The 13,794-nt window shown below is 28.0% G+C and carries 9 protein-coding genes and 1 riboswitch; of the genes, 8 read left to right on the top strand and 1 reads right to left on the bottom strand.

Going from position 1 to position 13,794, the window contains the following annotated elements; all coding sequences use genetic code 11:
• Nucleotides 1-64: 64 nt before the first annotated feature.
• Complete coding sequence (locus KYD98_RS08550) at nt 65-934, top strand: methionyl aminopeptidase (protein ID WP_219779220.1); 870 nt, start codon at nt 65-67, stop codon at nt 932-934.
• Between the two features lie 618 nt (nt 935-1,552).
• Nucleotides 1,553-1,690, top strand: a complete 138-nt coding sequence (locus KYD98_RS08545) for a hypothetical protein (RefSeq protein ID WP_219779219.1) — start codon at nt 1,553-1,555, stop codon at nt 1,688-1,690.
• An 84-nt stretch (nt 1,691-1,774) separates the two neighbouring features.
• Here the strand turns inward: KYD98_RS08545 and KYD98_RS08540 are convergent, their stop codons facing one another.
• On the bottom strand, nt 1,775-3,472 hold the full coding sequence (locus tag KYD98_RS08540) for a methyl-accepting chemotaxis protein (RefSeq protein ID WP_219779217.1): 1,698 nt from the start codon (nt 3,470-3,472) through the stop codon (nt 1,775-1,777).
• 719 nt (nt 3,473-4,191) lie between these two features.
• Here KYD98_RS08540 and KYD98_RS18415 point away from each other — a divergent pair.
• The 6 genes from KYD98_RS18415 (at nt 4,192) to KYD98_RS08510 (ending at nt 13,760) form a co-directional block, all read left to right on the top strand.
• Nucleotides 4,192-7,830 (top strand): AAA family ATPase, encoded by a 3,639-nt coding sequence (locus KYD98_RS18415; RefSeq protein WP_219779216.1) that lies wholly within the window; start codon nt 4,192-4,194, stop codon nt 7,828-7,830.
• A gap of 5 nt (nt 7,831-7,835) precedes the next feature.
• A complete protein-coding gene (locus tag KYD98_RS08530; protein ID WP_219779214.1) occupies nt 7,836-8,285 on the top strand; it encodes a hypothetical protein in 450 nt (149 codons plus the stop codon).
• 4 nt (nt 8,286-8,289) lie between these two features.
• A complete protein-coding gene (locus KYD98_RS08525) occupies nt 8,290-8,979 on the top strand; it encodes a hypothetical protein (RefSeq protein ID WP_219779213.1) in 690 nt (229 codons plus the stop codon).
• Nucleotides 8,980-9,178: 199 nt separating this feature from the next.
• Nucleotides 9,179-9,278, top strand: a riboswitch (purine riboswitch).
• A gap of 72 nt (nt 9,279-9,350) precedes the next feature.
• Nucleotides 9,351-11,096: an adenine deaminase gene (ade, locus tag KYD98_RS08520; RefSeq protein WP_219779211.1), complete on the top strand. Its 1,746-nt coding sequence runs from the start codon at nt 9,351-9,353 to the stop codon at nt 11,094-11,096.
• Nucleotides 11,097-11,469: 373 nt separating this feature from the next.
• Nucleotides 11,470-12,222 carry a Tim44 domain-containing protein gene (locus KYD98_RS08515; protein WP_219779210.1) on the top strand — a complete coding sequence of 251 codons (753 nt, stop codon included), beginning with the start codon at nt 11,470-11,472 and terminating at the stop codon, nt 12,220-12,222.
• A 197-nt stretch (nt 12,223-12,419) separates the two neighbouring features.
• On the top strand, nt 12,420-13,760 hold the full coding sequence (locus KYD98_RS08510) for a hypothetical protein (RefSeq protein WP_219779208.1): 1,341 nt from the start codon (nt 12,420-12,422) through the stop codon (nt 13,758-13,760).
• The last annotated feature ends 34 nt before the right edge of the window (nt 13,761-13,794 follow it).

Here is a 13,794-nt window from a genome sequence, read left to right as displayed (position 1 = left end):
ATTATAAAAATATATTTTTAATAATGGTCATAAAAATGAAATAGAGTAAAGAGGTGTAGTAAAAATGTTTTCAAATAGAAATGCTAAATGTTGGTGTGGCAGTGGATTAAAATATAAAAGATGTCACTTGGAATTTGATGAAAAACTAGAAAGTTTAAGATTAAAAGGTGAAATAGTTCCTGATAGAGATATAATAAAAAGTCAAGAGGATATAGAAGGAATAAGAAAGAGTTCAGAAGTTAATAATGGAGTTTTAGATTTAGTTGCAAGTAAGATAAAAGCAGGAATGTCTACGGCTGATATAGATAAATTAGTTTACGATTATACAGTAGAACATGGTGCAATACCTGCACCTTTAAATTTTGAAGGTTTTCCAAAGAGTGTATGTACTTCAATTAATAATGAAGTATGTCATGGTATACCAGATGAAAAAATAATTCTTAAAGAAGGAGATATTGTAAATGTAGATGTATCAACAATTCTTAATGGATATTATTCAGATGCATCAAGAATGTTTATGATAGGAGAAGTTAGCGAAGAAGCTAAAAAATTAGTTGAAGTAGCTAAAGAGTGTATGGAAGCTGGGGTAAAAGCTATAAAACCTTGGGGACACTTAGGAGATATTGGAGCAGCCTGTCAAGAAGTAGCTCATAAAAATGGTTATACAATAGTTAGAGCTTTAGGAGGACATGGAGTAGGAAATCAATTCCATGAAGAACCTTTTGTACCTCATATCGGAAAAAAAGGAACAGATATGGTTTTAGTACCTGGTATGGTATTAACAGTAGAACCAATGGTTAATGCTGGAGGATATGAAGTATATGTTGATGCAGAAAATGAATGGACTATATATACTGAAGATGATTCCTTATCAGCTCAATGGGAACATACAGTTTTAATAACTGAAACTGGAGTTGAAATTTTAGCTAAATAATTACAGGATATTTAATAATTGGCTATGTTTTAAGTGAATGTTGATATTGTAGTATAAAGCTCATGGACAGAGCTGAAATAGGAAACTTGACTCATATATATTCGTCCAGTAAGTTCGAGGAACAAAATATAAAATTTTGACTCTCACTTAAGAGTTCTAAAAAGTAAATTCCAATGCCAGTTCGCCCTTATATTAGAATATCAACACTGTTTTAAAACATAGCGTAATAATTAAAATGTTTATATAATTTTGAAATGGAATACTATCTTATGTTTTTTAAATATGGGATAGTATTTTTTATTTTTATAAAAATTTTAAAGTTTAGAAGTGTTATAAAATTTAAGGTTATAAAGATGTTATCAATTCTTCATTAAGCATGATAAAAGTTTGGATTTGAAATATGTAAGCTGAAATAAAACTTTATCATTTCTAGATACTGATGATTATGGAAAATCATTAAAGTAATATAGAAATTTACTTTATTAAAAGTCTACTTTATTATGAAAGTATTTGTTTTATAGCAAGAATATTTTTAGAACATTTATTTTAGATTGGTATAAATATATTATATGAGCACTTATTTTAGTAAAGTTTTATTAATATTAAGGAGTTTTTTATATGGAAGATGAACAAATAAAGGATATTATAGTAGCTTTAATAAACAATAAGATGTTTCCAGAGGGAAAAGATGAAGAACATACTGCTAAATATGTAGCTAGATTTGTTAAGACATTAAGAAAAGAACTAGAAAAGTAAGATTATTTTAAGTAAGAAAATGTAGCTTAAGAAAGAATGTTAAGAAACACCTAGAAATAAAATCTAGGTGTTAAAAATAGAACTTTAATGTTTTGTTTTAAATTTAGTAACATCATTTAAGATATTACTAGTAAGTGATAAAAGATGTTCAGAGCTTGCAGCGACTTCTTGAGCAGAAGCTGTCATTTGCTGTGCAGAAGCAGCTATTTCTTCAGATGAAGCTGAATTTTCTTCAGATACAGCAGAGGTATTTTCAATCTTATTTACTATAGTATCCTTTTGAGTAGTAACGTTAGTTGCTTCATTAGTTATATTTGATATTAGTGGTAAGATTTCTTCTACACCTTGAATAATATCTTTAAAAGATAAAATAGAATCTTCTATTACTGTAACTTGATTTGCAAGATCATTATTTACACTTGTAGTTGTTGATATTGTTCCATCAGCTTCAGAAGAAATAACCTGTACTAAAGTATTAATTTCTTCTGATGATTCTTTACTTTGTTCAGCAAGTTTTCTAATTTCATCTGCAACTACTGCAAAACCCCTACCAGATTCACCAGCTCTAGCAGCTTCTATTGCTGCATTAAGTGCTAATAGGTTAGTCTGTTCAGCAATAGTATTTATAAGTCCAGTAATATCATTAATTTTTTTGATGTTTAGGCCAAGATGAGATATATTACTGCTTACATTTCCAAAGGAATTACTAATATTATTAATAGATGTAACTAGATTTCCTAGTTGTTCATTACTACTTTTAGCCATACTATTTATATGGTTAGCTTTAGTATCTACATTTTGGATAGATGAAACTATATTGTTAATAGCAGTTGAGAAATTTCTAAGAGTAGATGACATATCCATTAATTCTTGTGTTTGTGATGTTGAACCTTGAGCTACACCTTGAATAGCAGTCGCTACTTCTTGAGATGATGAAGACATCTCTTCAGAAACTGAAGAAAGATTTTCAGCTTGGCCGTTTATCACAGAAGTATTATCTTTTATAGATTTTAACATAAAAGAAATTGAGTCAATAGTAGATCCAAGTTCTTTTTTCATTATACCAAACTCATTTGTTGATGATGTATCAACATCTACAGTAAAATCACCTGCTGATATAGTCTTTAGAGTAGAAACAAAATTTTTAATTGATGATTTTATAGTTAAGTAAATTAATAAAGATAGAATAGATATAAGCAATGCAGAAGCTACACAAATTAATATAAATTGTATTTTAGAGTTATTATAATAGTTTCCATTTTCTATATTGCGCTCTTGACCTTGTTTTTTATCTAGTTCAATTATTTCATTTAGTGAAGTACTTAAGGTATTGCCTAAAGAATCTAATTTTGTATTTAGTTCATTAGGAATAGCAACGTTTTGTTGTTTAAGTGATTTAGCTTGGTTAAAAAGTTCAAAGTATTCATTATAAGATTTATTGAACTTATCTAGTATGGCTTTACCTTCTGGACTTACGTTATCATATCCATATTTTTCTATTGATGCTTTTAGAGCTTTATCATATTTTTCAATTGAATCAACATAGGATTTATCATAGTTTCTCTCTAATAACTTTGAAAAATCATTTCTTATGACACCTAAACTGCCAATAGCATCAGCCATGAGTGAGATTCCTAGTAGATTTTCATCATAAATAATTTTAGCATTGGTATTCATGGACTTCATGTTTTTACTACCTAAAATACTTATAAATATAGTAGATAGTAAAGACAAAATTACAATAATGGAAATTGAAGTGGTTATTTTTATGTTCTTAAGCAAAAAAAATCCTCCTTTTATTTAATAAGATATTTTAGTTATTGTAAATTTTAGCTGAATTTATATCAATAACTATTGTTTCAAATATACTAACTGTTACAATAATGGCAGTTGTTAAAATCTTTGCGGAAATTATTTTTCTTATACTAGATAGTCCTCCTTTTCTTTTAATAGATAAATAATATGAATCTTTTAATATTTTGAATTCATTTTTACATATTTGTATTTATATTATCGATAGGTTTATATGTATATACAGCGGTAAATTATGGTAAGTAAAGAAGTGGAGAAATTTTTTTTGATATTAGATTCTTATATGAAAAAATTTATATTTTTCTTAGTTATTCATATTAGATTCTTAATTTTCTATTATCAGGAATTACAAAATTTTGTGGATAGCATATTATAATGCTAACTTCCATAACTGCTATATCTTTTGTCACATGCGTTAAATTTTTACCTTGCTCTGTAACTAACTTAATTATTAAAGTAGGTAAAATTATACTTATCAATAATATCTAAAATGAATTTTTGGTATTAATGTGTTTTATTGACAAATAACTTCTTTCACAATTATACTAACTATGGATGAATGTATAAATTTATGTACTGATGAGAGAATTGAAGAAGTATATTACTTTTGGAATAGAAAATATTAATAATATAAAAATGCTTGATATGGATATTGAAAAAAGTAAATTAAATAAGCGGGGGTAAAACAAGTGAAATTTAGTGGAAATGATATAGTTAAATTTATTTTCCCAGAGCTTCAGATAATTGAAGTTATTAAGGAGCATGGTTTTATAGTAAGACCTAGTGAAAATAAAAGACAAAAGCAAACTCAAAATATGAGGCAGAAATATAGCAAAGAAAGTTCATATTCAAGAGATGATCATATAAGTACCAATAATCTTATTAAGCAGACTTTTAGTAATAGAGCAAATGCAGAACAAAATGTAAATACAGCAGCATATCAACATAAAGATACTTCAAAAGTAAATAGTAATAATATATCTGATATATTTAATAGCATTAGAAGCGAAATAGGGAATTTAATAATAGGACAAACAGATTATTTAGATAATCTCTGCATAGCATTTAAGCGTCCTTTTGTAACAGGATATGATAAATTCAAGCCTAAAAATGTTATTTTTATTCTTGGAAATAAAGGTACAGGGAAGCATAGCAGTATATCTTTTATTTCAGGACTTCTTAAACAAAGGAAAATAATTAGCAGTGATGTTGTGTCGACTATAGACCTTTCTTTATATGCTACTGTTTCAGAATTTCAGATATTTTTATCAGATTTATACAAAGCGTTGTATGGTCAGTCTGACATCGTAATTTTTAATAATTTTGACAAGTGTCATTCTAGTATTATTGATATAATAGAAACTTTAACAAATTATGGGAAATATACTCTTAGCTCAAGATATGTATTTCAGAATAATAATCTTGTTGAGGCAAATGGAATGCTTCTGCAAGACTCAATAAGTGAGATAAGTGCTAATAACAAGTATTTTGTTTTTCCTTCAGAAAAGTCCGAGAAGGATGTAATGAATACCTTTGGAGCAAAGTTTATGGAATGTGTAGGTGATATACTTCATACTGAAAACTTTAGTTGTGATGAATTAAATAAAATAGCAGAAAAATTAATTGGAAAAAATAAGAGAAAATGTAGTGAAAATCTCTCAATAGTTTTACAGTGTGATAATACTGTTTCTCAGGTGATTGTATCAAACTATAGAAGTGTATCTGGAATAAATGGTCTGGAAAAGTACATTGATTCTAATATATACAAGCCATTGGCGGAGCTTAAACTTAAGATTATTATTAAAAATAATCAGAACGTATTTTTATCTGTTATAGATGGTAAATTTTCAGCACAAATTGATGATGATTTAATAAGATTAACTGATGTTTTACCACAAAAGAACATGTCTGGACTTGATGATGTAAGAAAGGAAGTAAAAGAAGTTATAGGGCTTGAATCTGTAAAACAGTATGTTTTAAGTCTTGAAGATAATTTAAAAATCCAAAAAATACGTGAAAATGCTGGATTTAAGGCTGCAAATATTTCAATGCATATGATATTTACTGGGAATCCTGGGACAGGTAAAACTACAATTGCACGTATAGTTGCAAAATATCTAAAGGCACTTGGTGTGTTATCGCAAGGACAATTAAGAGAAGTCACCAGGGCAGATCTTGTTGGGCAATATGTGGGACATACAGCAAAATTAACTAATGACGCTATAAAATCTGCGTTAGGTGGAGTTTTATTTATTGATGAAGCCTATGCACTTTGTAGAGATAAGCATGATGCTTTTGGACTTGAGGCAATAGATACATTGGTTAAAGGTATTGAAGATAACAGAGATGATTTAGTTGTAATTTTAGCTGGATATAAAGATGAAATGGGAGAGTTTTTAAAAACTAATTCAGGTTTAAAATCGCGTTTTCCAAATCTAATTGATTTTGAGGATTATACATCTGAAGAAATGTATGAAATTTCGCTTATTACAGCAAAATCAAAGGGCTATAAAGTATCAGAAGATTGCAAAGATCCACTTATAAAATTATTTGATAAGAAACAAATTAAAGGCAGAAATGATAGTGGAAATGGTCGTCTTGTTAGAAATGTTATAGAAAGTGCTATACTTAATCAATCCAAACGTCTATTAGTTGATGAGACTGCAGCAATGGACTTATTAACCTATGATGATTTTAAATTTGAAGAAACAGGGAATTTTGATTTGGAAGCAAGTCTTTCTAAGATTATTGGTCTTGAAAATGTTAAGGATTTTGTTAGAACTCAATATAAGTTATTAATTGCACAAGAAAAACGTAGAAAAGTAGGAATGATGATAGATGCATCACAGGCTCTAAATATGATTTTTAGTGGTAACCCGGGAACAGGGAAAACAACAATAGCAAGAATTGTTGCAGAGATGTTCAAGGAAATGGGACTTTTAAAATCTGGTCATTTAATAGAAACTGATCGCAGTGGCCTAGTAGCTGAGTATGTAGGGCAGACAGCTAAGAAAACTGAAGAAGTATTTAGGTCTGCTTTAGGAGGCATTTTATTTATTGATGAAGCATATGCATTAGCTAATGATGGTGGAAGCTTTGGAAAGGAAGCAATAGATACACTAGTTAAACTTATAGAAGATAGTAGAGGAGAAATAATTGTTATTCTTGCTGGTTATAAGAAAGAAATGTCAGACTTCTTAAAGAGTAATTCTGGACTTGAATCAAGATTTCCTCTTATGATTGATTTTCCAGATTATAGTGCAGATGATTTATTTGAAATAAGTTTAAAGATGATTAAGGATAAAGGCTTTGTATTAGATGATAGAGCCAATATACTTATGAAAGAACAAATCTCTCAATTGCATAAACAATCCAATGCACATTCTGGAAATGGACGTATGGTGAGAAATTATATTGAAGAAATAATGAGAAAACAATCATCTAGAATTGCAATGAATGATGTGTCAGTAGCTGAGATGAATATAATTATAAGTGATGATATAGAAGTTAAAAATAAATCAGTGGATAACTTCAATTTAGAGAATCAATTATCTAAAATAATAGGTCTTGAAGAAGTTAAAGATTATATACGTGGTTTAAGTGCAAGGCTTAGAATGCAAAATGAACGTAAAAAACTTGGACTTCCTGTTGATAGTAAACAGACTCTTCATATGATTTTTAAGGGGAACCCTGGAACTGGAAAGACTATGATGGCAAGAACAGTAGCTGAAGTTTTGTATAATATGGGTGTAATTAAAACAAGTAAACTTGTAGAAATAGATAGAGCTGGACTTGTTGCAGGTTATGTGGGACAAACAGCAATTAAAACAAGGGAAAAAATTATGGAAGCAATGGATGGTGTATTGTTTATTGATGAAGCATATTCATTATCTCAAGGTGGAGATAACGATTTTGGAAAAGAAGCAATAGATACATTAATAAAGCTTATGGATGATTATAGAGATAGACTAGTTGTAATATTAGCTGGATATAGTGATGATATGGATAAATTCCTTTTTATAAATGCCGGATTGAAATCAAGGTTTCCTAATATAATAAAATTTGAAGATTATTCTGGAGAGCAATTAGTAGAGATAGCTGAAATGTTATTTGAAGATAATGGATATGAAATTCATTCATCAGCTAAAAACAAGCTTAAAGATATATTTGATGCAGTAAGGCTTGAACCTCAATTTGGAAATGGGCGTTATGTGAGAAATCTGTATGAAAAAGCAGTGAATAATCAAGCAGTGCGCTTAAGTTCAGATATGGATTTAACAAAAGAAGAATTGATTACAATAGTTGATACTGATATAGAAAGGGTGTGATTTAGGTGAAATCTTTAAAAAAAATTTTAGGAAATACTGTAGCTGCTGTTTATTTTGTTTTTCCAATGTCTTTGGTATTACTTCTGTTAATTTTTATGCCCATTGCTTTTTTAATGGATATTAGCGCTGTAAGAGGTTCTGGATTTGCTGGACCGAATTCAAGTGCTGCATTTATAGGTTTTGGAGGATTATTTATTGGTTTATCTTTACTTATTCCACCACTTAGGAAAATGTATAGAGTATTTCCTTGGTTATATTCATTTACAAAGATTTTCTATGTAAATCTAATAATTCTTTGTATTGGAGAGTCAATATTAAACTTTGGATATGAGGTACAGAGCAATGCTCGTCATATTACCTTTTTTATTTTGATGATAGTACAATTATTTATTTGTAGAATAGGAATGTGTATTTATTTTAAGTTAAAGCCAGTAAAGCATATTGAAGAGAGGTAAATTTATGAGTAATGAACAACAGAATTTTAAAAATAACATTAAAAAGGATATTAAAACTCATTTAAATACGAATTATGATACAGATGAACAGTCAAATAGTTTTAGAAATCAGTCAGATGAGGAACAACTTGATGTTAACGATAAGGAAAATATCAGATTTGAAGACACAGAAAGAGAAGTTAATGAGAAAGCTAACAGAAAACAAATTGATAAGCCTCTTAAAATCTTTGGAATAATATGTATTGCTGTTTTTATAATTGCAATTACGTTATCAGGTACTTCAAAAGTAGATACTTCTGAATCTGCACAAAATGCATTAAAAAATGGAGCATCTACAACTGTTTCAGCAGGAACTATTTTATTATCAAAAGATGAAAATGCTGGACCTAAAGATTACACAATCACACATAAATCTGATGAGGAGGATACTAAAATTTGGGTATGGGATTATGCAGCAGAAGATGGAGACTATGTACAAGTACTTGTAAATGGTGCTCCAATAGGAGATGCTTTTATGATTAAGCATAAACCTAAAGAGATTAGTGTTTCATCGGTAGGTAAAGTTCAAATAAAAGGAATAAAAGATGGCGGCGGTGGCATAACTTATGCTGTTAGGTATGATATTAATGAAACAAGTTATTTTAATGGAACTCCTGAAGGGGAATCAAATACTTATACGTTAACTAATAAGTAGATAGATTCTAATTTTTAAAGTAATTGAATCGTTTCTAGCTGATTAGACAGTTGAAAAATTAATTAAATGAGATAAAACTTATTGGTGGATTTTAAAGGTCACGCTTCGCTTCAACCATTAAAACTCTGGAAAGAAATATCGTGGCTTAACTATCTTTCTATTAATTGACAAGGTATTTATTATAAGTTATAATAATTTAAAAATTAATGAAAAAATTATTTGTATAACCTCAAGAATATGGTTTGAGGGTTTCTACCAGGAACCGTAAAATCCTGATTACAAAGAAAATTGATGTGTCTTTTTTCTTTGCAATCAGGATTTTTTTATTTTACACAAAATTAAATTAGAAATTTATGGAAGGAGATTATTTTATGAAAATTGATATGAATTTATTAAAAAAAAGAATTAGGGTAGCTAATAAAGAGATAAAGGCAGATACTGTTGTGAAAAATGGGAAAATATTAAATGTTTTTACTGGAGAAATTACAGAAGGTGATATAGCTATTGTAGATGGAATTATAGCAGGTATTGGTAAGTATGATGGAAAAGAAAGTATAGATGCACAGGATAAAGTTATAGTTCCTGGGTTCATTGATGGCCATATGCATATAGAAAGTACAATGTTAACACCACATGAATTATCAAAGGTTCTTGTTCAACATGGTGTTACTACAGTAATGGCAGATCCTCATGAACTTGCAAATGTTGCAGGTACAGAGGGGATTGATTTTATGCTAAATGCATCAGAAGAATTGCCAATAGATGTGTTTATTATGCTTCCTTCATGTGTTCCAGCAACTTCTTTTGAAAATAGTGGAGCAAAACTTGATGCAGAAGATTTACAACCTTTTTATAAACATCCAAGGGTATTAGGACTTGCAGAATTTATGGATTATTCATCAATAGTGAACTTAAATGAAGAGATGTTACAGAAAATTATCAATGCTCATTCAAATGGAAGTATTATAGATGGACATGCTACAGGACTTAGTAAAGAAGAATTAAATGTATATGTATCAGCAGGAATTTATGCAGATCATGAATGTGCAAATGTAAAGGAAGCAAAGGAACGTTTAGAATTAGGTATGTATTTAATGATTAGGGAAGGAACAGCAGCTAAAGAATTAAAAAAACTAATTAAAGTTGTTACTCCAATAAATTCAAGGAGATGTATGCTAGTCACAGATGATAAGTTACTTGATGATTTGATTGCTGAAGGTAGCGTAGATCATAATGTTAGACTTGCAATAAAAGAAGGATTAGATCCAGTTACAGCAATTCAAATGGTAACAATTAATGCAGCAGAATTTTTTGGACTTCGTAGTTTTGGAGCAATTGCACCAGGATATCAAGCAGATTTATTAGTATTAGATGAATTACAGAATATTTCAATAAATAAGGTTTTAAAAAATGGAAAATGTGTTGTAGATAATGGGAAAATAAAGAAAGAAGCGTTTAAACTAAAGGATAATAGTAAAGAATTAGCTTTAAATTTACCTAAAATAAATATGAAAGAATTAAAAAAAGATGATTTTAAAATACAGTTAACGTCTGATTTATGCAATATAATAGAAATAGTTCCTAATAGTTTAATAACATATCATAGAGTTGAAAAAGTTGATATAGATAAAGGGGATTTTAGCACATCCATTTTTAATGATCAATTAAAGATGGCAGTAATAGAAAGACATCATCAAACTGGAAATATTGGACTTGGAATTGTCAAAGGATTTGGTATAAAAAATGGTGCAATTGCAACAACAGTAGCTCATGATTCACATAATATTGTTGTTGTTGGAACATCTGATGAAGAAATGTTTTTGGCAGTTAATCATCTTAAAAAGATGAATGGAGGAATTGCAATTGTTTCAGGCAAAGAAGTTATAGCATCACTACCTCTCTCAATAGGAGGATTAATATCTGAGAATAGTTATTTAGATGTTCAAAAGCAACTTAATAGTTTAAATCAAGCTTTAAGTGTAATAGGATTTGAAGGAGATTTTAATCCTTTTTTAACTTTATCATTTTTAACCCTTCCAGTTATCCCAGAAATTAAGTTAACAGATACGGGGTTGTTTGAATTTAAAACATTTTCTCATATAAAAGTTCAGGTTTAAAATTTTTTTACACTAGAATTATGATTTAATGAACATGTTAATTATTTCCTGAAAAATAACAAATAATATAATGAAATTCATAATATGAGAATGAAGATAAAAAATAATGATAAAAAATAGTGGATTTTACATGTCGCTTTTTACTTTTAGCATGAAACCTACGAAAATCTAGAATTTCGTAGGTTTTTAAATTTGCAATAATTTAGGCAAATATTCTATAATTTATAATGAACATAAAGTAATTTAATTAATAAGAATCTGTTAAATCCTACTGATGTAAAGGAAGTGTTATAAGAAATTGCATCTAAACTAATATAGGAATTTTACTAAGGTATTTAAGTAATACATACACAGATTCTGCAAGGGAGAGATTATGAATAAAATTAAGTTTAGAAATTTTATAAAAAAGATATTAGTATCATTATTGATGATTTTTGCAGTTAATGGATCAACCAGTGCATTTGCAAGAGCTGGAGGAGGTGGACATTCAAGTTCATCTCATAGTAGTTCATCAAGCAGCAGTTCTTCAGGAGGTGGTAATTTATTTGAACTTATAGGTATTTTTATTGTATTGCTTTGTATTTTTTCAGCTGTAAAATTTGTTTTTAAATTAATATTAGATAAAAGGAAAGCTAAAAGTATTTCAGTAATAAAGGAATTATCTCAAAATGATAATAATTGGAATTATAATAATATGGAGAAAGATATTGAAGAAGCTTTTTATAAAGTACAAGCTGCGTGGATGGAAAGAAATCAAGAGTTAGCAAGAGAATATATGAGTGATAAATTGTATAATAAACATAAATTAGAAACTAAAGAGATGAGAATTAAAAAAGAAATAAATATTCTTGAAGACATGACATTATTAAGTGATGCTCCTATTGGACTACAAGATTTTAAAGGTATTGATAAAGACTATATATGGGTTCATATTAGGGCAAAATCAAAGGATTATACAGTTGATGAAAAAACCAGTAAAGTAGTAGAAGGGGAAGCTCATAAGATTGTTCATTTTGAAGAATATTGGAAATTTATAAGAAATGAATATAGATGGGTATTAGATGAGATAAGGCAAACAGATGATATAAGAACTTTAAAGTTCTTTAAAATAAAAGTTGATAATTAGAAAATTTAATGATTAATTTAAAAGGTATGAAGGCAGTATAAGGGATATCTTTTATAGTTTTATGAGCTATTTTAACTTTATTAAAGAAGCATCTTTACATATAATATTCAATACATATATAATTTTAAATCTCTTACACTTATAAACGTAGTATAATTATGATTATAAGTGTGAGAGATTTTTTAGGAGGTACTATTTTGGAAAAGGAAGAAGTTGAATTTTTACCATCAGGACTCGTAAGTTGTTTATTAGATGACAGAGAAGTAAGTATATTAAAAATATCTCCTGAAAAGTTAACTATTCGTGTAACTGAGGAAATAGAAAAGATAGCTTATATAAAAGTAGCATTTTATATATTTGATGAATTTAGATACGAGGAAGTAATAATAAAAGACTACAGTATTATAGAAAAAAGTGAAATGAATTTTAGTTTAACATATGTTTTTTCTATTAAATCACAAGAATATGTACATAATGTAAGAAATATTTTTAAAAATTATTCAAGATATGTTGTGTTAAAAGCTTTTGGAGACGAAAACGAATTTTCAAAAGAAATGGTTGGGTATCCAGCAGAATTAGATTATGAATTTTATGAGTATTATTTAGAGCAAAAAAAGGATTGGATGACAGAATTAGATTATACAACTTGGAATGAAAATATTATTAATAAAGTAGAATTAGCTATTACTTTAGATAATTATATTTTATATAAAAACTATATGGACAAGGATATCAAGAATTTTAAGGATGATTATTTAAAGGGAAATTTTTTAGATAATTATAAGTTGTTTCAAAAAGATATTACAAGGCTTTATATTGGAAATCAATTTTGTCACAATTTATTTCCAGACATGAATTTATTAAAGAATATGCTTAAAAAAGGTAAAGAAGAAAAGCTTCAGATAACATTATGTTTTACATATATGAGAGAAAATTATATAGAAAAAACAAAAGATATTATAAATGAAGTATATAATTGGTGTGATGAAAATAATATGAAAATAGAGATCATAATAAATGATTTTGGAATGATAAAATTGGTTGAAGATAAAACAGATTATTTTAATTTATCACTAGGAGTTTTATTAAATAAGAGAAAGAAAGATCCAAGATATATTTATAAGAATGGATATATGGAGAATAAGGAACTTATATCAAAAAATAGCCTTGATAGTTCAATTTTTAATAAATTTCTTAAAGACTGTAATATTGAACGATATGAATATGAAAATTGTGGGTATAAAATTTCTATTGCAGAAGGATGCCATAGTATGCATATTCCTTTTTATCAAACAAATACATCACAATATTGTCCACTATATGCAATGTGTAAAACAATGGATAGAGGAAATCAAAAGCTTGTTGATGGCTGTCCAAATTATTGTAATGATTATGTATTTATGTATCCAAAACATTTAAAAATGATTGGAAGATATAATTCTTTATTTGGATTTGATGATACCTTACTTAAAAGTTCAAAAAAGTTAGAGCAATATATAAATAGTGGTATAGATAGAATAGTCTTAAATTTTATATGAATATAAGGTACAATTAAGAAAATAATAGACAAGC

The organism is Clostridium weizhouense (assembly GCF_019431045.1).
Lineage (GTDB): Bacteria > Bacillota > Clostridia > Clostridiales > Clostridiaceae > Clostridium > Clostridium weizhouense.
The sequence above is the reverse complement of the archived record's forward strand: the minus strand, read 5'-3'. Positions and strand labels throughout refer to the sequence as shown.